Source organism: Pseudomonas sp. MRSN 12121 (assembly GCF_000931465.1).
Lineage (GTDB): Bacteria > Pseudomonadota > Gammaproteobacteria > Pseudomonadales > Pseudomonadaceae > Aquipseudomonas.
Genome location: NZ_CP010892.1, coordinates 6805526 through 6826614, shown reverse-complemented (window position 1 = coordinate 6826614; position 21089 = coordinate 6805526). Strand labels below are relative to the sequence as shown.

General features: G+C 63.6%; 17 protein-coding genes and 1 pseudogene. 13 read left to right on the top strand and 5 right to left on the bottom strand.

Annotation, left to right across the window (positions count from 1 at the left end):
- Positions 1 to 291: 291 nt before the first annotated feature.
- From TO66_RS31190 to aspA, 3 genes are all read right to left on the bottom strand, one after another.
- Complete coding sequence (locus TO66_RS31190; protein ID WP_044465825.1) at positions 292 to 1296, bottom strand: asparaginase; 1005 nt, start codon at positions 1294 to 1296, stop codon at positions 292 to 294.
- Between the two features lie 99 nt (positions 1297 to 1395).
- A complete protein-coding gene (locus TO66_RS31185; protein ID WP_044465824.1) occupies positions 1396 to 2841 on the bottom strand; it encodes a sodium:alanine symporter family protein in 1446 nt (481 codons plus the stop codon).
- Positions 2842 to 3306: 465 nt separating this feature from the next.
- Positions 3307 to 4731, bottom strand: a complete 1425-nt coding sequence (gene aspA / locus TO66_RS31180) for an aspartate ammonia-lyase (RefSeq protein ID WP_044465823.1) — start codon at positions 4729 to 4731, stop codon at positions 3307 to 3309.
- A gap of 181 nt (positions 4732 to 4912) precedes the next feature.
- On the opposite strand from aspA, the gene TO66_RS31175 reads away from it, so the two are divergent.
- From TO66_RS31175 to TO66_RS31155, 5 genes are all read left to right on the top strand, one after another.
- Complete coding sequence (locus TO66_RS31175) at positions 4913 to 5830, top strand: LysR substrate-binding domain-containing protein (protein ID WP_044465822.1); 918 nt, start codon at positions 4913 to 4915, stop codon at positions 5828 to 5830.
- A 296-nt stretch (positions 5831 to 6126) separates the two neighbouring features.
- The gene (gene purE / locus TO66_RS31170) at positions 6127 to 6618 is read left to right on the top strand and encodes a 5-(carboxyamino)imidazole ribonucleotide mutase (RefSeq protein WP_009051611.1); all 492 of its coding nucleotides are present in this window, start codon (positions 6127 to 6129) and stop codon (positions 6616 to 6618) included.
- Positions 6619 to 6629: 11 nt separating this feature from the next.
- Positions 6630 to 7712, top strand: coding sequence for a 5-(carboxyamino)imidazole ribonucleotide synthase (locus TO66_RS31165; protein ID WP_044465821.1), 1083 nt, complete (start codon positions 6630 to 6632; stop codon positions 7710 to 7712).
- Positions 7713 to 7820: 108 nt separating this feature from the next.
- Positions 7821 to 8066 (top strand): GlsB/YeaQ/YmgE family stress response membrane protein, encoded by a 246-nt coding sequence (locus tag TO66_RS31160; protein ID WP_044465820.1) that lies wholly within the window; start codon positions 7821 to 7823, stop codon positions 8064 to 8066.
- Positions 8067 to 8153: 87 nt separating this feature from the next.
- The gene (locus TO66_RS31155) at positions 8154 to 8690 is read left to right on the top strand and encodes a DUF3299 domain-containing protein (RefSeq protein ID WP_044465819.1); all 537 of its coding nucleotides are present in this window, start codon (positions 8154 to 8156) and stop codon (positions 8688 to 8690) included.
- Between the two features lie 128 nt (positions 8691 to 8818).
- Here the strand turns inward: TO66_RS31155 and TO66_RS31150 are convergent, their stop codons facing one another.
- On the bottom strand, positions 8819 to 9718 hold the full coding sequence (locus tag TO66_RS31150; RefSeq protein ID WP_044465818.1) for a D-hexose-6-phosphate mutarotase: 900 nt from the start codon (positions 9716 to 9718) through the stop codon (positions 8819 to 8821).
- Between the two features lie 73 nt (positions 9719 to 9791).
- Complete coding sequence (locus TO66_RS31145; RefSeq protein WP_003229628.1) at positions 9792 to 10196, bottom strand: acyl-CoA thioesterase; 405 nt, start codon at positions 10194 to 10196, stop codon at positions 9792 to 9794.
- Positions 10197 to 10587: 391 nt separating this feature from the next.
- Between TO66_RS31145 and TO66_RS31140 the strand changes: the two genes are divergently transcribed.
- The 8 genes and pseudogenes from TO66_RS31140 to TO66_RS33095 all read left to right on the top strand — a co-directional run.
- Positions 10588 to 11886, top strand: a complete 1299-nt coding sequence (locus TO66_RS31140; protein ID WP_044465817.1) for an MFS transporter — start codon at positions 10588 to 10590, stop codon at positions 11884 to 11886.
- Between the two features lie 162 nt (positions 11887 to 12048).
- Positions 12049 to 13047, top strand: coding sequence for a phosphate ABC transporter substrate-binding protein PstS family protein (locus TO66_RS31135; RefSeq protein WP_044465816.1), 999 nt, complete (start codon positions 12049 to 12051; stop codon positions 13045 to 13047).
- Positions 13048 to 13457: 410 nt separating this feature from the next.
- A complete protein-coding gene (locus TO66_RS31130) occupies positions 13458 to 15491 on the top strand; it encodes an ABC transporter permease subunit (protein WP_171820086.1) in 2034 nt (677 codons plus the stop codon).
- A gap of 15 nt (positions 15492 to 15506) precedes the next feature.
- Positions 15507 to 17177 (top strand): phosphate ABC transporter permease PstA, encoded by a 1671-nt coding sequence (gene pstA, locus TO66_RS31125; RefSeq protein ID WP_044465814.1) that lies wholly within the window; start codon positions 15507 to 15509, stop codon positions 17175 to 17177.
- A gap of 175 nt (positions 17178 to 17352) precedes the next feature.
- Positions 17353 to 18186, top strand: a complete 834-nt coding sequence (gene pstB / locus TO66_RS31120) for a phosphate ABC transporter ATP-binding protein PstB (RefSeq protein WP_009051604.1) — start codon at positions 17353 to 17355, stop codon at positions 18184 to 18186.
- A 111-nt stretch (positions 18187 to 18297) separates the two neighbouring features.
- Positions 18298 to 19059, top strand: a complete 762-nt coding sequence (gene phoU, locus TO66_RS31115; protein ID WP_009041366.1) for a phosphate signaling complex protein PhoU — start codon at positions 18298 to 18300, stop codon at positions 19057 to 19059.
- A gap of 167 nt (positions 19060 to 19226) precedes the next feature.
- Positions 19227 to 20189 (top strand): response regulator, encoded by a 963-nt coding sequence (locus TO66_RS31110; RefSeq protein ID WP_044465813.1) that lies wholly within the window; start codon positions 19227 to 19229, stop codon positions 20187 to 20189.
- 577 nt (positions 20190 to 20766) lie between these two features.
- Positions 20767 to 21087 (top strand): annotated as a pseudogene (locus TO66_RS33095) (type II toxin-antitoxin system RelE/ParE family toxin); the annotation flags it as partial.
- Between the last annotated feature and the right edge of the window lie 2 nt (positions 21088 to 21089).

The window sequence follows — 21089 nt, the reverse complement described above, 5'->3', positions numbered from 1 at the left end:
TTCCAGCCCTGAAGGAGCTGAAAACGGAGCAATTTGTATGCCGCGCGCGCAATTTTTGTAGGAGCGAAGCTTGCTCGCGATGGCGTCCGCTCAGGCGGCCCGGATCATCTGGATCGCGGGCATGGCGCCAAACCGCTATCGATGCGAATGCCCCGTAAACCTGGCGACGCGGTACCTCTGATCGATCGCGTCGTCCGGCCTGGCGCCTGCTGCGCAGGCGATCGCAGCCTCGCCGAGGCTCGTCAGCGGCTACAGGTGCGATGTGTTAGCACCTGTAGCGAGGTTGTGCTCTCAGCTCAGCTCGCCGCACAGGTCCAGCTCGACCAGGTGCCGCACTTCGGCAACGTCCAGGCCGGCGCCCAACAGGGCGTTGAGCTTGCCGAACGCCGCTTCTCGGGTCATGCCGCCGCCGGACAGCACGCCGACGCCGCGCAGGCGGCTGCCGGCTTCGTAGATGTCCAGCTCCACGCCGCCTTCATGGCATTGGGTGATGGCGACCACGACCACGCCCTTGTCCCGGGCCCGTTGCAGGCTGGCCAGGAACTGCGGGTTGTCGCTCGGCCCGGTGCCGCTGCCGAAGCATTCCAGCACCAGCGCCTGGACGCCGCTGCCCAGCAAGGCATCGAGCTGTTCGGCGGCGATGCCCGGCACCAGCGGCAAGACCCCGACCCTGGCCAGTTGCTTGCCCTGGCGGTAGTCCAGCTGCGGCGGAATCGATGCCGCCTTGATCCCGCCGCCCTGGCGCTGCAACGCCGCGAACGGATGCCGGCCGAAGCTGCGGATCTTCGCGCAGCGGGTCGGCGCCAGCAGCTCGCCATGGAAGTACAGGTGCACGCCGGGAGCCAGGCCCTGGCCGAGGGCGACCAGCGCGCCACCAAGGTTTTCCCAGGCATCGCTGTCGGTCACGCCGGCCGGCAGCATGGAGCCGGTGAACACCACGCGGGCCGGCAGGCCCAGCAACTGGAAGCTCATGGCCGCGGCGCTGTAGGCCAGGGTGTCGGTGCCGTGCAGGATCAGCACGCTGTCGCAGCCCTGGACGTCGACCGCGTCGACCACGGCTTCGCGCAGGCGCTGCCAGTAGGCGGGGGTCATGTTGGCGCTGTCGATCAGCGGCGCCATCTCGCGAAAGCGCCAGGCGGGCACCACCAGCTCGGGCTGGCTGTGCAGGTAGTCGCGCATCCGCGCCTCGAAGCCGGCGGCCGGGGCCAGGCCGTGGGCGCTGGCCTGCATGCCGATGGTGCCGCCGGTGTAGAGCACCATGACGCTCTGCGCGCCAGGGTAGGTAGTGGAATTCATGGGAAGTTCTCCAGAACGATGACAGCCTGCGGTCGAGCATGAAGCCGACCGCCGCTTGTGTCACGCCGGGCGCAGGACCTGCGCCCGGTTTCTACCCGATCAGCGTTGCGCCGCGGGAACGCCTTGCGGCTGAGCGTCAGCCTCGGCAGCAGTCGACGGGGTGGTCGGCCAGGCCTTCAGGTCCAGGTCCAGATCGGTAAATTTGCTGGAATCGAACACTGGCTGGCTGACGCCGGCGCGGCGCTGCTCGTCGTAGTCGCGCATTACACGCATGCCGACCTTGAACAGCATGGCCAGGGCCAGCAGGTTGACGAAGGCCAGGCAGGTCATGGTGATGTCGGCGAAGGCGAACACGGTCGAAAGGTCTTGCATCGAACCCCATACCACCAGCGCCAGTACCAGGCCGCGGAACAGCATCAGCACGGCGCGGTTGCGGGTGAGGAATTGCAGGCTGTTCTCGCCCAGGTAGTAGTTGTAGAGGATGCAGGTGAAGACGAACAGCGACAGCGCGACGCTGACGAACAGGCGGCCCCAGTCACCGACCACGGCGGCCAGCGAGTTCTGGGTCAGGACGATGCCGTCGCCTTCGAAGCCCGGGGTGTAGAAGCCCGACAGCAGGATCAGCAGCGCGGTGCAGGTGCAGATCACGAAGGTGTCGAGGAACACGCTGAAGGCCTGGACCACGCCCTGGGCGCCCGGGTGCTTCACGGCCGCCACGGCGGCGACGTTCGGCGCACTGCCCAGGCCCGCTTCGTTGGCGAACACGCCACGCTTCACGCCCATGACGATGGCGCTGCCGAGCAGGCCGCCGAAGGCCGGGTCGAGGCCGAAGGCGCTTTTGAAGATGGTTTCCAGCATGGCGGGCACGTGTTCGATCTGGGTGCCGATCACGTACAGGGTCACGGCGATGTAGGCCAGGGTCTTGATCGGGACCAGCAGGTCGGACACCGCGGCGATGCGCTTGATGCCGCCGATGAAGGTGAGGGCCAGCAGCACCGCCAGGACGATACCGGTGTGCTTCGGATCGAAGGCAAAGGCGTTCTGCAGCGAGTGGGTCACGGTGTAGGACTGCAGGCCGATGAAGGCGAAGCCATAGGTGACCAGCAGCAGGACGGAGAACACAATCGCCATGCCTTTGAGCTTCAGGCCGTGCTGGATGTAGTAGGCCGGGCCGCCGCGGTACAGGCCGTCGCCATCGGCGCGCTTGTAGACCTGGGCCAGGGTGCATTCGAAGAAGCTGCTGGACATTCCGACCAGTGCGGTCACCCACATCCAGAACACCGCACCAGGGCCACCCAGGGTCACGGCGATACCGACACCGGCGATGTTGCCTGCGCCGACACGGCCGGCAAGGCTGAGCATCAGGGCCTGGAACGAGCTGAGTTGCCCGGCGCTGCCTTTGAGGCTGTCGCGGAACACCGCGAACATGTGGAAGAAGTGGCGCAGTTGGACGAAACGCGAGCGGATCGTGAAGTAGCTGCCGAGCCCGACGATGAGCACGATCAGTACTTTCCCTGAGAGGAAGTCGTTGATGACTTCGAGCATGGATTATTCCTCGCTGTTTTTTGTAAAGGCAGAAGCTGGGTGGTCCGAAACATCAAGTTACACACCGTCGCGCGGGCAGCACGACAGGTGGGGCGAGCGTTCGTCCCGGTTCCAATTCGCGGGTTGTTATTAGTTCGGGTTTCGCATGGGTTTGGGTCTCGTTACCGACGGCCGCGCACGCGAAGAGGGGGCGCACTATACCTATCAGTGCGCTGCCCGTCTGCACGGTTGTGGTGCGGCCGACGAAACGAGGGGGCTGCAAGATCATCGGATCGCAGCCTTCGACAGCCTCGGCGCGAGGTTTTTCCTGCGTCCGCGGAAGCTGTCGAAGGCTGCGATCCTGGCGTTTTGAGCATGGAGTGCCTCTGCAAAGTTAAAAAAAAGGGCTTGGAGACGAAGCTCCAAGCCCTCAAAAGGTGAGAGGTGTCTAGTCCCTCGACCTGGTGAGCGGTGTGGCAGGGCCGGTTACGCCTTCAGCGGAACCAGACGCGGGGCAATCATGTTTTCCGGGCGCAGGATGTCGTCGAGCATGGCGTCGTCGAGCAGGCCTTCCTCACGCACCAGTTCCAGTACGCCGCGGCCGCTTTCCAGCGCGATACGGGCGATACGGGTGGCGTTTTCATAGCCGATGTACGGGTTCAGCGCGGTGACCAGGCCGATCGAGTGCTCGACCAGTTCGCGGCAGCGCTGCTCGTTGGCGGTGATGCCGGTGATGCAGTGCTCGCGCAGCATGTCCATGGCGCGTTGCAGCAGGCGGATCGAGTCGAGGATCTTGAAGGCGATCAGCGGCTCCATCACGTTCAGCTGCAATTGGCCGCCTTCGGCTGCCATGGTCAGGGCCAGGTCGTTACCGATGACCTGGAACGCTACCTGGTTCACGGCTTCCGGGATCACCGGGTTGACCTTGCCGGGCATGATCGAGCTGCCTGGCTGGCGCGCTGGGAGGTTGATCTCGTTGATGCCGGTGCGTGGACCGCTGGACAGCAGGCGCAGGTCGTTGCAGATCTTCGACAGCTTGACCGCGGTGCGCTTGAGCATGCCGGAGAACAGCACGAAGGCGCCCATGTCGGAAGTGGCTTCGATCAGGTCGGCCGCCGGAACCAGCGGATGACCGCTGATGGTGGCCAGGCGCTGTACGGCCAGGGCCTGGTAGCGCGGGTCGGCGTTGATGCCGGTGCCGATGGCGGTGCCGCCCAGGTTCACTTCGGTCAGCAGTTCCGGCGCCAGGGTCTTCAGGCGTGCCAGGTCTTCGCCCAGGGTGGTGGCGAAGGCGCGGAATTCCTGGCCGAGGGTCATTGGAACGGCGTCTTGCAGCTGGGTACGGCCCATCTTCAGGACGTGGCTGAATTCTTCACCCTTGGCGGCGAACGACTGGATCAGGCTGTCGAGGCTGGCCAGCAGCGCGTCGTGGCCCAGCAGCAGACCCAGGCGGATCGCGGTCGGGTAGGCGTCGTTGGTCGACTGCGCCATGTTCACGTCGTTGTTCGGGTGCAGGTACTGGTACTCGCCTTTCTGGTGGCCCATGGCCTCCAGCGCGATGTTGGCGATGACTTCGTTGGCATTCATGTTGGTCGAAGTGCCAGCGCCGCCTTGAATCATGTCCACCACGAACTCTTCGTGGAAATCGCCGCGGATCAGACGGGCACAGGCTTCGCTGATGGCCGCATGCTTGGCTTCGCTCAGGTGACCCAGCTCGCGGTTGGCGTCAGCGGCGGCTTGCTTGACCATCGCCAGGCCGACCACCAGTTTCGGGTAATGCGAAATCGGAACGCCGGAGAGGCGGAAGTTGTTCACCGCTCGCAGGGTCTGGATGCCGTAATACGCTTGAGCCGGTACTTCGAGTACGCCAAGCAGGTCTTTTTCTGTGCGGAAAGATGCAGCGGAGGACATGATAGAAATCATCTCGATAGGGACCCGGTCTGTGCCGGAACGCTGCGAATCCTAGGCTTGTGGGAAAATTTGGGCCAATGCTGTTAAACACTGGCCTATGCATAAACGGCATAATGTCGGTGTGACGCCGCGTTCGCGGCAAGCGTGTGACCTAAAATGGTGCGCTCCCTGGGAGGACGTGATGAATCTGGAAAGCAAATGGCTCGAGGACTTCAGTGCCCTGGCCGCTACCCGCAGCTTCTCGCAGGCGGCCGAACGGCGTTTCGTGACCCAGCCGGCCTTCAGCCGACGGATCCGCAGCCTCGAAGCCGCGCTTGGGCTGACCCTGGTCAATCGCTCGCGCACGCCGATCGAACTGACGGCGGCGGGGCAGCTGTTCCTGGTGACGGCGCGCACGGTGGTCGAGCAGTTGGGCGAAGTGCTGCGCCATCTGCATCACCTCGAAGGCGGCCAGGGCGAAGTGATGCAGGTCGCCGCGGCGCATTCCCTGGCCCTGGGCTTCTTCCCGCGCTGGATCGCGCAGCTGCGCAACGAAGGCTTGAACATCGCCACGCGCCTGGTGGCGACCAACGTCGGCGATGCGGTGCATGCCCTGCGCGAAGGCGGCTGCGACCTGATGCTGGCCTTCTACGACCCGGACTCGGCCATGCAGATGGACCCGGAAATCTTCCCTTCGCTGCACCTGGGGCAGACCGAGATGCTGCCGGTCTGCGCGGCGGATGCCGCCGGCAAGCCGCTGTTCGACCTCGAAGGCGAAGCCAGCGTGCCGCTGCTGGCCTACAGCGCCGGGGCGTTTCTCGGGCGCTCGGTGAACCAGTTGCTGCGCCAGCGCAACCTGCGGTTCACCACGGTGTATGAGACCGCGATGGCCGACAGCCTCAAGAGCATGGCCCTGGAGGGTCTCGGGATCGCCTGGGTGCCGCACCTGAGCGTGCGCGCCGAGCTGGCCCGTGGCGAACTGGTGGTCTGCGGCGGTTCGCAATGGCATGTGCCGCTGGAGATCCGCCTGTACCGCTGCGCCCTGGTGCGCAAGGCCAACGTCCGGCTGTTGTGGCGCAAGCTGGAAGGCGGCGCAGCGCAAGGCACGGCAGGGGCGTGAGGCCCCATTGCGGGCAAGCCTGGCACCTGTAGGAGCGAGGCTTGCCCGCGATGGCGCCAGCCCTGGCGAAACCACACTCGGCAGCTGACCTCGAAGTCAATAAAACCGCTGCTTTGCGCCTGAAACATGGTGTATGACAGATGGTCGGCAAAGGTGCGTTTAATCCACCTTTTTCGGTATACTGCGCGGCCTTCGGTCGGTTCCTCCGGCCATTATTCGTACAACCAAGCCACGCATTCCGCGTGGCTTGTTGTTTTTGACGCGCCCGCGGGCGCCCAGAGAGAAGAGGCACGACGATGAGTGCACTGGTTGGCGTGATCATGGGCTCCAAGTCCGATTGGTCCACCCTTAGCCACACCGCCGATATGCTGGAAAAGCTCGGCATCCCCTACGAGGTGAAAGTGGTCTCCGCCCACCGCACCCCGGACCTGCTGTTCCAGTACGCCGAAGAAGCCGAGTCCCGTGGCATCGAGGTGATCATCGCCGGTGCCGGTGGCGCGGCCCACTTGCCAGGCATGTGTGCGGCCAAGACCCACCTGCCGGTGCTGGGCGTTCCGGTGCAGTCGTCGATGCTCTCGGGCGTGGATTCGCTGCTTTCCATCGTGCAGATGCCCGCCGGCATCCCGGTCGCCACCCTGGCCATCGGTAAGGCTGGCGCGATCAATGCCGCGCTGCTGTCGGCGAGCATCCTCGGCGCCAAGCATCCGCAATTCCATACCGTGCTGAAGAAATTCCGCGCTGAGCAGACAGACAGCGTCCTGGACAATCCAGACCCACGCGTCGCCTGAGGTTCCTGACGATGAAGATCGGTGTAATCGGTGGCGGCCAGCTGGGCCGCATGTTGGCGCTGGCGGGCACTCCGCTGGGGATGAACTTCGCTTTCCTCGACCCGGCGCCGGATGCCTGCGCCGCGGCCCTGGGCGAGCACCTGCGAGCCGATTACGGCGATCAGGATCACCTGCGCCAGCTGGCTGACGAAGTGGACCTGGTGACCTTCGAGTTCGAAAGCGTGCCGGCGGAAACCGTGGCTTTCCTGTCGCAGTTCGTGCCGGTGTACCCGAGCGCCGAGGCCCTGCGCATCGCTCGCGATCGCTGGTTCGAGAAGAGCATGTTCAAGGACCTGGGGATTCCGACCCCGGCGTTCGCCGACATCCAGTCGCAAGCCGACCTGGACGCCGCCGTGGCCAGCATCGGCCTGCCGGCCGTGCTGAAAACCCGCACCCTGGGTTACGACGGCAAGGGCCAGAAAGTGCTGCGTACCCCGGAAGATGTGGTCGGCACCTTCGCCGAGCTGGGCAGCGTGGGCTGCCTGCTGGAGGGGTTCGTGCCGTTCACCGGCGAGGTCTCGCTGATCGCCGTGCGTGCCCGCGATGGCGAAACCCGTTTCTATCCGCTGGTGCACAACACCCACCACAGCGGCATTCTCAAGCTCTCCGTGGCGAGCACCGATCACCCGCTGCAGGCCCTGGCCGAAGACTATTCCAGCCGGGTGCTCAAGCAGCTGGATTACGTCGGCGTGATGGCTTTCGAGTTCTTCGAAGTCGACGGCGGCCTCAAGGCCAACGAGATCGCGCCACGGGTCCACAACTCCGGGCACTGGACCACCGAAGGCGCCGAGTGCAGCCAGTTCGAGAACCACCTGCGGGCCGTGGCCGGCTTGCCGTTGGGTTCGACGGCCAAGGTCGGCGAGAGCGCGATGATCAACTTCATCGGCGAAGTGCCGGCGGTGGACAAAGTCATCGCCATCGCCGACTGCCACCTGCATCACTACGGCAAGGCCTTCAAGGCCGGGCGCAAGGTCGGCCACGCCAACCTGCGCTGCAGGGACAAGGCGACCCTCGAGGCGCAGATCCTCAAGGTAGAAGCCCTGATCGGCGAATAACTTCTGTGGGGCGACGGTGGAACCAATCGGGGCCGCCGTTCTCTGATGGCAGGATGCCAAAGCGCTGACTAGGCTTTGGCATATCTCACTCATACAGAGGGAAATGCCATGGGAATTATTGGAACCATCTTTATCGGCTTGATCGTTGGTCTGCTGGCTCGCTTCCTGAAACCGGGCGATGACAGCATGGGCTGGATCATGACCATCCTGCTCGGTATCGGCGGTTCGCTGGCGGCCACCTACGGCGGTCAGGCCCTGGGCATCTACCAGGCAGGCCAGGGCGCGGGTTTCATCGGTGCGCTGGTCGGTGCGATCGTGCTGCTGGTGATCTACGGCCTGGTCAAAAAGAGCTGATTTAATCGATCAAGCCCTCTCTGCCGCGCAGGCAGAGAGGGCTAGAATGCCCGGCGTCGTCCTGTCCCTTTCTTGCCGAGCCCTTCCATGCGTCGTCTTGTATTGACCCTTCTTCTGCTGGGCTGTGGCCTGGCCCATGCCGGCGAGCTGCCGGAAACCGACTGGCTCGAACTGATGCCCAAGTCGGACCAGAAAGCCCTCGAGCAAATGCCGGAAATCGACCACAACTCCCCCGAAGCCAACGGCACCTTCACCGAAAAGGGTGGCCTGAAGCAGAGCAAGGGACTGCCGGCGGTGATGTATTCGACCAAGACCGTGCCGGCCATGAACGGCAAGGACATTCGCATCGGTGGTTATCCGGTGCCGCTGGAGGCCGATGCCAAGGGCCGCAGCACGCTGTTCTTCCTCGTGCCTTACCCGGGCGCCTGTATCCATGTACCGCCACCGCCGCCCAACCAGCTGGTGCTGGTGCGCTATCCCAAGGGCGTGAAGCTGGACGATATCTACACGCCGCTGTGGGTCACCGGGCACCTGAAAGTCGAGACGGTGAGCAACGACCTGGCCGATGCGGCCTATGCGCTGGACGCGCAGAAAGTGCGGGTGGTGCAGGAGTCGGATCTGTAAGAGGCGTGCTTCTGTAGGAGCGCAGCTTGCGCGCGATGGGCGTCGACGATTACGCGGTTTTACTGAAGCGTGTCGGTGTAGCCGCCATTTATCGCGAGCAAGCTTCGCTCCTACACAAGGGGCTGGTGTTATAGCGGCAGGCTGGTAATGCTCACGCCCAGGGTGTGGCTGGCTCCGGGTGCCAGGGTCACCACGTCGTCCATCACATTGGCGGTTTCGATGCACAGCATGCGCTGCCAGCCATCGTTGGCCATGTCGCTGAATTGCTCGGCGCGGGCAATCCACGGGTTCCAGATCACTGCCGAGCGCGAGCCGCTGCTGGTCAGCTGGATGCGTCGTTCCCAGGCCGGGTCGACGATGCTCAGCCGTGGCGGCGGATCGAGGTAGATGCGGTCGGTCTCGCCGGTGAAATGCAGGTCGCCGCGCTGCTGCAGGGTTTTCCAGTCATCCAGCGTCTCGATGTAGTCCAGGCCGTCCAACCCTTCGACATGCACCTGGCGTACATCGCTGACCGCGAAATAACTGTGCAGCGCCTGGCTGATGGTGACGGTATCGCCGCCCAGGTTGTGGCTGGTGAGGCTGATGTGCAGTTGCTCGTCGAGGCGGATGCCGAGTTTCAGCGCGACTTGATGCGGCCAGCCCGGCAAGCCACCCGCGGGGATCGGCAGTTGCAGCTCCACCAGCAGGCTTTCGCCTTCGGTCTCGATGCCCAGCAGCTGCCAGTCGGTGGCGCGGACCAGGCCGTGGGCCCCCGCCGGCTCGCTGCCCTGGCGCATGGCCTGGACGCTTTGCGGGTTGCGCGCGAAATTGCCGAACCACGGCCAGCACACCGGGACACCGGCGCGGATGCTCTTGCCGGTCTTGAATACCGCCTCGTCGTTGAGCCAGATCAGCGGCGGTTGGCCGGCCAACTGATAACTGAGGATGTGCGCGCCTTGCTGGGCCACCAGCAGTTCGGCCTGACCGTGGCGGATGCGCCAGCAGTTCAGTTCGTCCAGTTTCACCGTTTCAACGTGAGGGGTAGGCATGGTGCTGTTCTCGTTCAAAAGCAGGGGCTGCTATGGACCACGCAACAGCCGCCAGGTTTAACCCGTGCCGGATTCAGCGGGCTCTGGGCGGAACCGAACGGGTGCGACCGCTGCCGTCGATGGCAACGAACACGAACACCGCCTCGGTGACCTTGCGCCATTCGCTGGACAGCGGATCGTCGCTCCAGACTTCGACCATCATCTGGATCGAGCTGCGACCGATTTCCAGGGTCTGGGTATAAAAGGAAAGCTGCGCGCCCACCGCCACCGGCACCAGGAACGCCATGCGATCGATGGCCACCGTGGCCACGCGTCCGCCCGCCACGCGACTGGCCATGGCGGTGCCCGCCAGGTCCATCTGCGCGACCAGCCAGCCGCCGAAGATATCGCCAAAGCCGTTGGTTTCGCGGGGGAGCGCAGTGATTTGCAGGGCCAGGTCGCCTTGCGGGATCGGATCTTCTTGTTCGAGCTCTATCATGCCGGGGGTGCCTCTGACCCGTGACTCTTCATTGGTACTTCAGGTGAATAGCCGTCTTGAGGAAAAACGATTCAGCCCGAACATACTACGTTCGTCACGTTCTTCGTAAGGCGTACTAAAGGGAAACTCTGCGAAATCGGCTGGCCCAGTCGGTGGCTGGGATGCCCAGCGGCGTTTTCGCACAGCAACCCTTGCCGCGGACGGCTTTGCTCCAATGGCTGCGAGTATATCGGTGGACAGGCGCCACGACGACCATCCACCGCCGATTTTGCCTGTCAAATATGCACGTCTATGTGCTTTTTCGAACAATTTGTTATCGTGCCGAACCTGCCGGGCCACACAACCAGCGCTGTCGTGGCTTCCGGAATCAACTATAAGAGAAGCCCTTGCCATGACCACTGTGCCCTCGAGCATCGCGCAGCCCGCGCAACCGGCTCGTCCGTTGACCCGCAATGACTACAAGACCCTGTCGCTGTCCGCCCTCGGCGGGGCGCTGGAGTTCTACGACTTCATCATCTTCGTATTCTTTGCCACGGTGGTCGGCAAGCTGTTCTTCCCGGCGGACATGCCCGAGTGGCTGCGCCTGATGCAGACCTTCGGCATCTTCGCCGCCGGTTACCTGGCCCGGCCCCTGGGCGGGATCGTCATGGCGCACTTCGGCGACCTGCTGGGGCGCAAGAAGATGTTCACCCTGAGCATTTTCATGATGGCGGTGCCGACCCTGATCATGGGCCTGTTGCCGACCTACGCGCAGATCGGCATGTGGGCGCCGATCCTGTTGCTGCTGATGCGGGTGATCCAGGGCGCGGCCATCGGCGGGGAGGTGCCGGGCGCCTGGGTGTTCGTTTCCGAGCATGTGCCGCAGCGGCATATCGGCTATGCCTGCGGCACCCTGACGTCGGGGCTGACGGCGGGCATTCTCCTGGGGTCGCTGGTGGCCACCGCGATCAACAGCATCTATACCCCCGCGGAAGTCACCGACTACGCCTGGCGGATTCCTTTCCTGCTGGGCGGTGTGTTCGGCCTGTTCTCGGTGTACCTGCGCCGCTGGCTGCACGAAACCCCGGTATTCGCCGAACTGCAACTGCGCAAGGCCCTGGCCGAGGAAGTGCCGCTGCGGGCGGTACTGCGCGACCACCGCAGCGCGATCATCCTGTCGATGCTGCTGACCTGGCTGCTGTCCGCCGGGATCATCGTGGTCATCCTCATGACCCCGACCGTATTGCAGACGGTCTACCACTTCTCGGCGACCACCGCGTTGCAGGCCAACAGCCTGGCGATCGTGTTCCTGAGCCTGGGCTGCGTGGCATCCGGTGCCCTGGCCGACCGTTTTGGCGCGGGCCGGGTATTCGTGTTCGGCAGTGCGTTGCTGCTGGCGACGTCCTGGACCTTCTACCACAGCCTGCTGGATCACCCGGACTGGCTGTTCCCGCTGTATGCCCTGACCGGCCTGTTGGTAGGGACCATCGGCGCGGTGCCTTATGTGATGGTCAAGGCGTTTCCGGCGGTGGTGCGTTTCAGCGGCCTGTCGTTCTCCTACAACCTGGCCTACGCGATCTTCGGCGGCCTGACGCCGATGGTGGTGACTGCGCTGCTCAAGGAGAGCCCGATGGGCCCGGCCTATTATGTTGCGATTATTTGCAGCATCGGCATCCTGATCGGTCTCTACCTGTGGAAAAAAGGGCGCTGAGGCCGGCGTCACGCACGCCCTGACCCCCTCAAAAAAGAAGGGCCAGCCATCCATCGCGAATGCTGGCCTTTCATCTAATTGTCATATTCCGGACATAGAGTGTTCACACGGCCTACAGATACTTGGCCCGACTTAACACACCCTATCTGCTAGGAGTAAGGCATGAAACTGAAGCGTTTGATGGCGGCAATGACTTTTGTCGCTGCTGGCGTTGCGACTGCCCACGCGGTTGCCGCTGTTGACCCTGCTATCCCGAGCTACACCAAGACCACTGGTGTGTCGGGCAACCTGTCCAGCGTCGGTTCCGATACCCTGGCCAACCTCATGACCCTGTGGGCTGAGAACTACAAGAAAGAATACCCGAACGTAAACATCCAGATTCAGGCCGCTGGCTCCGCCACCGCGCCACCCGCGCTGACCGAGGGCACCTCCAACCTGGGCCCTATGAGCCGCAAGATGAAGGACACCGAACTGGCAGCCTTCGAGCAGAAGTACGGCTACAAGCCAACCGCCATCCCGGTGGCCGTTGACGCCCTGGCCGTGTTCGTGCACAAGGACAACCCGATCCAGCACCTGACCATGGAACAGGTTGACGCGATCTTCTCCTCGACCCGCCTGTGCGGTGCCAAGGAAGACGTCAAGACCTGGGGCGACCTGGGCGTGAAAGGCGACCTGGCCAACAAGCCGGTCCAACTGTTCGGCCGTAACTCGGTATCCGGCACCTATGGCTACTTCAAGGAAGAAGCCCTGTGCAAAGGCGACTACAAGCCTAACGTCAACGAACAGCCTGGCTCGGCTTCGGTGGTCCAGTCCATCAGCTCCTCGCTGAACGGCATCGGCTACTCGGGCATCGGCTACAAGACCGCCAGCGTGAAGACCGTGGCCCTGGCCAAGAAAGGCAGCAGCGACTTCATCGAAGACACCGAAGAAAACGCCCTGAACGGCAAGTACCCGCTGTCCCGCTTCCTGTACGTCTACATCAACAAGGCCCCGAACAAGCCTCTGGCCCCGCTGGAAGCCGAGTTCGTGAAACTGGTCCTGTCCAAGCAGGGCCAGGAAGTAGTCGTCAAGGACGGCTACATCCCGCTGCCAGCCAAAGTCGCCGCCAAGGCACTGGCTGACCTGGGCCTGCAGGAAGGCGCTCCAGTCGCCAAGAAGTAACACCTGAATCCGGGGAGCATCCCCGGATTCCTGTAGGAGCGGGCCCGCTCGCTCCTACGCCCTCAATTTTCAATCCGCTGCCAGCTCTGCTACGCGGCGGATTTGTTGCGTCACTGCATTGTCATCTTTCTGTCATACAGGATCGCTAGGGTGTGCGCATGAATGATCTGGCCAATTCCACCATGACTCCGACTTCCCCTCCCAAGCGCATTGACTTCAATACGCCCGAGTTGCAACGCAAGCGCCGCATCCGTGCGCTCAAAGATCGCCTGACCCGCTGGTACGTCCTCGTTGGCGGCCTGGCCGTGCTGGCCGCGATCACCCTGATCTTCTTCTTCCTCGCCTATGTCGTGATGCCCCTGTTCCAGGGCGCCGACCTGACTGCCAAGGACCCACTGACTCCCGCCTGGATGCAGGACGCCGGCAAACCGCTGATGTTCTCCCTGGAAGAGCAGAACCAGGTCGGCATGCGGGTTTCCGACAAGGGCCAGGCGCTGTTCTTCGACATCGACAACGGCGCCGAACTGCGTCGCGTCGACTTGCCTATTCCGGCGGGCGCCACCGTGACCGCCATCGGCAAGGACCAGCCGGGCAGCCCGCTGGTGGTGGTGGGCCTGTCCAACGGCCAGGCGCTGGTGTTCCGTCACACCTATAAAGTCAGTTACCCGGAAGGCAAGAAAACTATTTCGCCGGCCGTCGAGTACCCGTATGGCGAAACCCCGATCGTGCTCAACGAGCAGGGCGGCGCCCTGGAGCACGTCAACCTCAACGCCACCGATTCGACGCTGGTGGTGGCGGGTTCCAGCGGGGCGCAGTTGCACGTGCTGCAGCTGACCCGCGAAGAAAACATGATGACCGGCGAAGTCACCAGCGAGCAGAACCGCATCGAGCTGCCGCAGATGACCGAACCGGTCAAGGCGATGTACATCGATCCGCGCCAGCAATGGCTGTACGTGATCAACGGGCGTGCCCAGGCCGACGTGTTCAGCCTGCGCGACAAGAGCCTCAACGGCCGCTACAAACTGCTGGAAGACGCCAATGCCGAAGTGACCGCCAGCACCCAGCTGGTGGGCGGCATCTCGCTGATCATCGGTACTTCCAAGGGCGGCCTGGCCCAGTGGTTCATGGCCCGCGACACGGACGGCGAACTGCGCCTGAAGCAGATCCGCACCTTCCAGATGGGCACCACGCCCATCATCGAAATCACCGCCGAAGAGCGCCGCAAAGGCTTCGTCGCGCTGGATGCCTCGGGCAAGCTCGGGGTGTTCCACAGCACCGCGCACCGTACCCTGCTAGTGGACCAGGTGGTCGAGGGCGAAGGCCTGTTCGGCCTGTCGCCACGAGCCAACCGCGTGATCATCGAAGCCGGCGGCAAGCTGCAACCGCTGGTGCTCGACAACCCGCACCCGGAAGTGTCCTGGAGCGCGCTGTGGAGCAAGGTCTGGTACGAGAACTACGACGAGCCCAAATACGTCTGGCAATCGACCGCGGCCAACACCGACTTCGAACCCAAGCTGAGCCTCTCGCCACTGACCTTCGGCACCCTCAAGGCGGCGTTCTACGCGATGCTGCTGGCGGCGCCGCTGGCGATTGCCGCGGCGATCTACACCGCCTACTTCATGGCCCCGGGCATGCGCCGCAAGGTCAAGCCGGTGATCGAACTGATGGAAGCGATGCCGACAGTAATCCTCGGCTTCTTCGCCGGCCTGTTCCTGGCGCCTTACGTCGAAGGTCATCTGCCGGGCATCTTCAGCCTGCTGATGTTGCTGCCGATCGGCATCCTGGTGGCGGGTTTCGCCTGGAGCCGCCTGCCCGAGACCCTGCGCCTGAAGGTGCCGGACGGCTGGGAAAGCGCGATCCTGATCCCGGTGATCATCCTCGTGGGCTGGTTCTCGCTGTACATGAGCCCGTTCATGGAGAACTGGTTCTTCGGCGGCGACATGCGCATGTGGATCTCCCACGACCTGGGGATCACCTATGACCAGCGCAACGCCCTGGTGGTCGGCCTGGCCATGGGCTTCGCGGTGATCCCGAACATCTACTCGATCGCCGAAGACGCCGTGTTCAGCGTGCCGCGCGGCCTGACCCTGGGCTCCCTGGCCCTGGGCGCGACCCCCTGGCAGACCATGACCCGCGTGGTGATCCTCACCGCCAGCCCGGGCATCTTCTCGGCGCTGATGATCGGCATGGGCCGCGCCGTCGGCGAGACCATGATCGTGCTGATGGCCACCGGCAACACCCCAGTCATGGAAATGAACCTGTTCGAAGGCCTGCGCACCCTGGCCGCCAACGTCGCGGTGGAAATGCCCGAGTCGGAAGTCGGCGGCAGCCACTACCGCGTGCTGTTCCTCTCGGCGCTGGTGCTGCTGTTGTTCACCTTCGTCATGAACACCCTCGCGGAGCTGATCCGTCAGCGTCTGCGCAAGAAATACTCGTCGCTTTAAGAAAGGTAGAAGTCTGTGAAACAGAACTCCCTGAAAGACTGGTTCAAGAGCGGCGCCCCGGGCGTCTGGATCAGCGGTGGCGCGGTGTCCATCGCGGTCATCATGACCATCGGCCTGCTGGCGGTGATCGCCGTGCGTGGCCTGGGCCACTTCTGGCCGGCGGACCTGGTGCACGCCAGCTACGACATCCCGGGCCAGGCCCAGCACCTGGTCGTCGGCGAAGTGGTGCAGAAGGAAGAAGTGCCGCGCGCACGGCTCAAGAGCGCCGGCCTGCCAGTGCCGGACGAAGGCCCCGAGTTCATGACCCGCGAGCTGATCAAGGTCGGTAACCGTGACCTGAACGGCAACGATTTCACGTGGATCGTCGGCGACTGGCTGACCAACCAGACCACGCCGCCGGAGCTGATGGCCGTCGAGCGTCGCGAGTGGGGCAACTTCTACGGCTACCTGGTCAACGTCAAGGAAAACGGCAAGGTGATCGCCGAAGGCGAGGCCGCCTGGCCCGAGCTGCAAGCGCGGATCGACCGGGTGAACAAGCTGGCCGCCCAGCTCAAGACCCTGGAGAAGACCGACATCGGTGCGATCAACTCGGGCCTGGAGCGCATCCGCCTGCACGGTCGCAAGCTGGAGCTGGACGGCAAGCTCGATGCTGCCGCCCAGGCCGACATGGACAGCGAGCGCGCCGAGCTGAACGCTCGTTACCAGGAAGTCGAAGCGCGCCTGAGCGACCTGCACGCGCAGTTCAACCGCGACAGCCTGACCGCCCGCGACGCCAACGGCAAGGAACTGGAAATCGGCCTGGGCAAGGTGGTGCACGCCTACCAGCCGAACGCCATGGGCACCTTCACCAAACTGGGTTTCTACTTCAGCAAGGTCTGGGAGTTCCTCAGCGACGACCCGCGTGAAGCCAACACCGAAGGCGGGATCTTCCCGGCGATTTTCGGCACCGTGATGATGACCCTGATCATGGCGATGATCGTCACCCCGTTCGGCGTACTGGCCGCGGTCTACCTGCGCGAATACGCCAAGCAGAACGCCCTGACCCGGGTGATCCGCATCGCGGTGAACAACCTGGCGGGCGTTCCGGCGATCGTCTACGGCGTGTTCGGCCTGGGCTTCTTCGTCTACGTGCTGGGCGGCTCGCTCGACCGGCTGTTCTTCCCCGAGGCCCTGCCGGCGCCGACCTTCGGCACCCCGGGCCTGCTCTGGGCATCCCTGACCCTGGCGCTGCTGGCGGTGCCGGTGGTGATCGTGGCCACCGAGGAAGGCCTGGCGCGGATTCCCCGCACTGTGCGCGAAGGCTCCCTGGCCCTGGGGGCGACCAAGGCGGAAACCCTGTGGAAGATCGTGCTGCCGATGGCCAGCCCGGCAATGATGACCGGCATGATCCTCGCGGTGGCCCGCGCCGCCGGCGAAGTGGCGCCGCTGATGCTGGTAGGCGTGGTGAAACTGGCGCCGTCGCTGCCGGTGGACGGCAACTACCCGTACCTGCACCTGGACCAGAAGATCATGCACCTGGGCTTCCATATCTATGACGTCGGCTTCCAGAGCCCGAACGTCGAGGCCGCGCGGCCGCTGGTGTACGCCACGGCGCTGCTGCTGGTGCTGGTGATCGCGATACTCAACCTGTCGGCGGTGTGGATTCGTAACCACCTGCGCGAGAAGTACAAGGCACTGGATAGTTGATCGGCGCCACCCCTGTAGGAGCGAAGCTTGCTCGCGATGGGATGTTCCAGGCGCAGACATTGCGTCGGACTCACCCTCGTTTCGCGGGCAAGCCTCGCTCCTACAGGGAAGACGCTACCGCAGGCCTCATCGCCGCGGCCCACTGAATCGAATTTGTTAGCGCAGGGAGTTACCCATGCAGCAAGAAGCACATACCCACGGCATCAACATGTCGGCCCTGGGCCGCGACAAGCAGAGCCTGAGCCTGGAACAGGAAACCGTGGCCATCGAAGTCCCGGGCCTGAGCCTGTTCTACGGTGAAAAGCAGGCGCTGTTCGACGTCAGCATGAACATTCCGAAGCAGCGCGTGACCGCCTTCATCGGCCCGTCCGGTTGCGGCAAGTCGACCCTGCTGCGCACCTTCAACCGCATGAACGACCTGGTGGACGGTTGCCGCGTGGAAGGCGAGATCAACCTCTACGGCAACAACATCTACCGCAAGGGCGAAGACGTGGCCGAGCTGCGCCGTCGCGTGGGCATGGTGTTCCAGAAGCCCAACCCCTTCCCGAAGACCATCTACGAGAACGTGGTCTACGGCCTGCGCATCCAGGGCATCAACAAGAAGCGCATTCTCGACGAAGCCGTGGAATGGGCGCTCAAGGGCGCGGCGCTGTGGGACGAGGTCAAGGACCGCCTGCACGACTCGGCGCTCGGCCTGTCCGGCGGCCAGCAGCAGCGTCTGGTGATCGCCCGGACCATCGCCGTGGAGCCGGAAGTGCTGCTGCTCGACGAACCGTGCTCGGCCCTCGACCCGATTTCCACCCTGAAGGTCGAAGAGCTGATCTATGAACTGAAGTCCAAGTTCACCATCGTCATCGTGACCCACAACATGCAACAGGCCGCGCGCGTGTCCGACTACACGGCATTCATGTACATGGGCAAACTGGTGGAATTCGGCGATACCGACACCCTGTTCACCAACCCGGCGAAGAAGCAGACCGAAGACTACATCACCGGTCGCTACGGCTAGGAAGCAGCTGTCAGCCGCAAGCTTTCAAGCGGCCAGTAAGGGCGGTTCGACTAACGACACAAATAGCTTGCAGCTTGTAGCTTGCAGCTCACAGCTTTTGCGGAGCAAACCATGATTTCGAAGGAAGGCCTCACTCACCACATCTCCCAGCAGTTCAACGCCGAACTCGAGGAAGTGCGCAGCCACCTCCTGGCGATGGGCGGGCTGGTCGAGAAGCAAGTCAACGACGCCGTCACCGCGCTGATCGAGGCCGATTCGGGGCTTGCCCAGCAGGTGCGCGAGATCGACGACCAGATCAACCAGATGGAACGCAACATCGACGAGGAGTGCCTGCGCATTCTCGCCCGCCGCCAGCCGGCGGCTTCCGACCTGCGGTTGATCATCAGCATCTCCAAGTCGGTGATCGACCTGGAGCGCATCGGCGACGAATCGACCAAGATCGCCCGTCGCGCCATCCAGCTGTGCGAAGAAGGCGAAGCCCCGCGCGGCTATGTGGAAGTGCGGCATATCGGCGACCAGGTGCGCAACATGGTCCGCGACGCGCTGGACGCCTTCGCCCGTTTCGACGCCGACCTGGCGCTGTCGGTGGCCCAGTACGACAAGATCATCGACCGCGAGTACAAGACCGCGCTGCGCGAGCTGGCCACCTACATGATGGAAGATCCGCGCTCGATCTCGCGCGTTCTGAGCATCATCTGGGTACTGCGCTCCCTGGAGCGGATCGGCGACCACGCGCGCAACATCTCCGAGCTGGTGATCTACCTGGTTCGCGGCACCGACGTACGCCATCTGGGCCTGAAGCGGATGAAGGAAGAAGTTGAAGGCACAAGTGCCGAAACCGCTAATGTTCCCGGTGAAGCTGACGATAAGTAAGGTTGCCCGAGAGAAGCGCCCGGCCCTTTGGCCGGGCGTTTTCGTTTCCGGGATTGGAACTTGAAAAGCAGCGCCCGCGAACGAAAAGTCCTGGCGTGACTGAAGAGTTTTGGCAAAGTGCCATCAGTAAAGCGTTATGCTAGCCGGGATTTTTAAAGGGGTGGTCGATGAGTAAGGTAAGTGTGTTGGTGGTGGATGACGCTTCGTTCATTCGTGACCTGGTGAAGAAATGTCTGCGCAACTACTTCCCTGGCATCAAGATCGAGGACGCCATCAACGGCCGTAAAGCCCAGGCCCTGCTGGCGCGTGAATCCTTCGACCTGGTCCTGTGCGACTGGGAAATGCCGGAAATGTCCGGCCTGGAACTGCTGACCTGGTGCCGCAGCCAGGAAGCCATGAAGGCCATGCCGTTCATCATGGTTACCAGCCGCGGCGACAAGGAAAACGTGGTGCAGGCCATCCAGGCCGGTGTTTCCGGCTATGTCAGCAAGCCATTCACCAACGAGCAGCTGCTGACCAAGGTCAAGCAGGCATTGAACAAGGTCGGCAAGCTCGACACGCTGATGAACAGCGCGCCGACCAAGATGAACTCGGCGTTCGGCAACGATTCCCTGAGTGCCCTGACCGGCGGTAAGGCGGAAGTGATAGGCGCCGCGCCGGCGGCTGCGGCAGTCAATCCGTTCGCCAAGCCAGCCGTGGTGGCGGCTCCCGCGCCGGCCGCGGCGCCTTCGCGTGGTTTGCTCAACAGTCCTCCGGTGAAGGCCCCGGCCGCTGCCGCGGCGCCGGCCGGCGGTCGTGGCCAGGGCCAGTTGCGTCTGCCCAACGGCACCCAGCAATGCGTGATCAAGGCCCTGAGCATCAAGGAAGCGCTGTTGGTGGTGAAGCGCACCGAGACCCTGCCGCAGGTGCTGGACAGTGCGGTGCTGGACCTGGAGCAGGGCGACAATGCCGAGGTGGCGCGCCTGAACGGCTACCTGCATGCGGTGGTGGCTTACGAGCCGAAGCCGGACAGCGAGTGGCTGCAGCTGACTTTCCGTTTCGTTGACCAGGACGCGCAGAAACTCGACTACATCTCCCGCCTGATCGCGCGCGGCACCGCGCAGAAGCATTTCGTCCCTGGCGCCGGCTGAGGCGTTGTCGTTGCGGCTGAGGGGTGTCGTACCGCTCGACCTCCTGTAGCCGCTGCCGAGCCCTGCGAGGCTGCGATAGGACCGCAGGTCCTCCGGCGGTCGCGAGAGTCGGCGCCCCCTGCGGGGTCGATCGCAGCCTCGCGGGGCTCGGCAGCGGCTACAAAGGTCGTGCCGATTTCCAAGGTCTGTTCATCGCCCCTCGTGCCGGTCCCCACTCTTGTTTTGCCGATCGATCCGGATCAGCGCCAGCCGGCGTATGAATACAGCGTGAAATCTGCTGCAAACACTTTCCCTAACCGCGCTTTTGCACGTCGATGACAGTAGCTTCGGGCATTCTCCCTGGCTGCGTGCGAGGGGCTGTAGGCCGCGCCGCACAAGGTGCTGGAGGCGAGGGCAGGGGTTTGACGCCGTGTGTCTGATTCCTGGTGTTCGAGGTTGATTTATATCTGTACGGATATAAATTGTGTTCTGCGCTTTCCGCTGTTCTCGCGCTTGGCCACGCTTTGCAACAACCTGCTTGTGCGCTGTGGCAGTCGGGTTGTTTAACCTCTTGGGCGTCAGCAACGGGAGAGGTTCGATGCCTAGGCACAAGGATGTGGTGTTTGTCGGGAGCGCGCTGCGGGACCTCCGGGCTTTTCCGCTGGACGCGCGCAGGGCCGCGGGGTTTCAGCTGGATCTGTTGCAGCAGGGCGAGCAGCCCTATGACTGCCGGTCGATGAAAACCGTGGGGCCGGGCGTGTTCGAGATCAGGATCAGCGAGGACTCAGGGGCGTTTCGCGTGTTTTACGTGGCCAACCGGCCGGCGGCGGTCTATGTGCTGCATGCCATGCGCAAGACCACCCGCCGGACCGAAACGCGGGACATCGAACTGGCTCGGGCCAGACTTCAGGAGATAAGTTC

Bases quoted from the DNA above. Each gene is read 5' to 3' on its own strand.
- phoU (WP_009041366.1), top strand. From the start codon at position 18,298: ATGATTTCGAAGGAAGGCCTCACTCACCACATCTCCCAGCAGTTCAAC.
- TO66_RS31165 (WP_044465821.1), top strand. From the start codon at position 6,630: ATGAAGATCGGTGTAATCGGTGGCGGCCAGCTGGGCCGCATGTTGGCG.
- pstB (WP_009051604.1), top strand. From the start codon at position 17,353: ATGCAGCAAGAAGCACATACCCACGGCATCAACATGTCGGCCCTGGGC.
- TO66_RS31160 (WP_044465820.1), top strand. From the start codon at position 7,821: ATGGGAATTATTGGAACCATCTTTATCGGCTTGATCGTTGGTCTGCTG.
- purE (WP_009051611.1), top strand. From the start codon at position 6,127: ATGAGTGCACTGGTTGGCGTGATCATGGGCTCCAAGTCCGATTGGTCC.
- TO66_RS31185 (WP_044465824.1), bottom strand. From the start codon at position 2,841: ATGCTCGAAGTCATCAACGACTTCCTCTCAGGGAAAGTACTGATCGTG.
- aspA (WP_044465823.1), bottom strand. From the start codon at position 4,731: ATGTCCTCCGCTGCATCTTTCCGCACAGAAAAAGACCTGCTTGGCGTA.
- TO66_RS31145 (WP_003229628.1), bottom strand. From the start codon at position 10,196: ATGATAGAGCTCGAACAAGAAGATCCGATCCCGCAAGGCGACCTGGCC.
- TO66_RS31135 (WP_044465816.1), top strand. From the start codon at position 12,049: ATGAAACTGAAGCGTTTGATGGCGGCAATGACTTTTGTCGCTGCTGGC.
- TO66_RS31155 (WP_044465819.1), top strand. From the start codon at position 8,154: ATGCGTCGTCTTGTATTGACCCTTCTTCTGCTGGGCTGTGGCCTGGCC.
- TO66_RS31140 (WP_044465817.1), top strand. From the start codon at position 10,588: ATGACCACTGTGCCCTCGAGCATCGCGCAGCCCGCGCAACCGGCTCGT.
- TO66_RS31110 (WP_044465813.1), top strand. From the start codon at position 19,227: ATGAGTAAGGTAAGTGTGTTGGTGGTGGATGACGCTTCGTTCATTCGT.
- TO66_RS31175 (WP_044465822.1), top strand. From the start codon at position 4,913: ATGAATCTGGAAAGCAAATGGCTCGAGGACTTCAGTGCCCTGGCCGCT.
- TO66_RS31130 (WP_171820086.1), top strand. From the start codon at position 13,458: ATGCAGGACGCCGGCAAACCGCTGATGTTCTCCCTGGAAGAGCAGAAC.
- TO66_RS31190 (WP_044465825.1), bottom strand. From the start codon at position 1,296: ATGAATTCCACTACCTACCCTGGCGCGCAGAGCGTCATGGTGCTCTAC.
- TO66_RS31150 (WP_044465818.1), bottom strand. From the start codon at position 9,718: ATGCCTACCCCTCACGTTGAAACGGTGAAACTGGACGAACTGAACTGC.